Raw genomic sequence first — 1,400 nt, 5'->3', positions numbered from 1 at the left:
AAATTTGTTCTTTGAAAACTAGATAATATTTATTAAATTTTTAAGCAATAAGCCGAGAAACACCGCGTTTTATTAGTTAAGAACGTAGTTCTTAACAAAACCACTTTGCTTTAAGTAAAGTTAGGTTAAGTTATCAAGGGCGCATGGTGAATGCCTTGGCACTAGGAGCCGATGAAGGACGGGACTAACACCGATATGCTTCGGGGAGCTGTAAGTAAGCTTTGATCCGGAGATTTCCGAATGGGGGAACCCAGCAGTTTTAATCGACTGTTACTATTAACTGAATACATAGGTTATATAGAGGTAAACGCAGGGAACTGAAACATCTAATTACCTGCAGGAATAGAAAGAAAAATCGATTCCCTAAGTAGCGGCGAGCGAACAGGGAAGAGCCCAAACCAAGAAGCTTGCTTCTTGGGGTTGTAGGACTGCTCATTTGAGTTACCAAAGATTTTTATAGTAGAAGAGTCTGGGAAGACTCGCCGTAGAGGGTGATAGCCCCGTATACTAAATGAAAATCTCTCAGAGCAGTATCCTGAGTACGGCGGAACACGAGAAATTCCGTCGGAATCCGGGAGGACCATCTCCCAAGGCTAAATACTCCCTAGTGACCGATAGTGAACCAGTACCGTGAGGGAAAGGTGAAAAGCACCCCGGAAGGGGAGTGAAATAGTTCCTGAAACCATGTGCCTACAAATAGTTAGAGCCCGTTAATGGGTGATAGCGTGCCTTTTGTAGAATGAACCGGCGAGTTACGTTTGCTTGCGAGGTTAAGTTGATAAGACGGAGCCGTAGCGAAAGCGAGTCTGAATAGGGCGCCATAGTAAGTAGACGTAGACCCGAAACCAAGTGACCTACCCATGTCCAGGTTGAAGGTGCGGTAAAACGCACTGGAGGACCGAACTCATGTATGTTGAAAAATGCTGAGATGAGGTGTGGGTAGCGGAGAAATTCCAAACGAACTTGGAGATAGCTGGTTCTCTCCGAAATAGCTTTAGGGCTAGCCTCGGAATTAAGAATCATGGAGGTAGAGCCACTGTTTGGACTAGGGGCCCATCTAGGGTTACTGAATTCAGATAAACTCCGAATGCCATTGATTTATATCCGGGAGTCAGACTGCGAGTGATAAGATCCGTAGTCGAAAGGGAAACAGCCCAGACCACCAATTAAGGTCCCAAAATACATGTTAAGTGGAAAAGGATGTGGAATTGCACAGACAACTAGGATGTTGGCTCAGAAGCAGCCACCATTTAAAGAGTGCGTAATAGCTCACTAGTCGAGTGATTCTGCGCCGAAAATGTACCGGGGCTAAACATGTTACCGAAATTGTGGATGGAACCCATTAGGGTTCCGTGGTAGGAGAGCGTTCTAAGGGCAACGAAGCTAGACCGTAAGGACTG

General features: G+C 45.5%; 1 rRNA gene (running past one end of the window). It reads left to right on the top strand.

What is annotated here, in order from left to right:
* Nucleotides 1–123 precede the first annotated feature (123 nt).
* Nucleotides 124–1,400: ribosomal RNA gene (locus AC1RPQ_RS07540) — 23S ribosomal RNA — on the top strand (it continues 1,742 nt past the right edge of the window).

This window comes from Dellaglioa sp. CoH-57-MRSF-21 (assembly GCF_056781915.1).
Note: the sequence above shows the minus strand (reverse complement) of the source record. Positions and strands in the feature narration are given on the sequence as shown.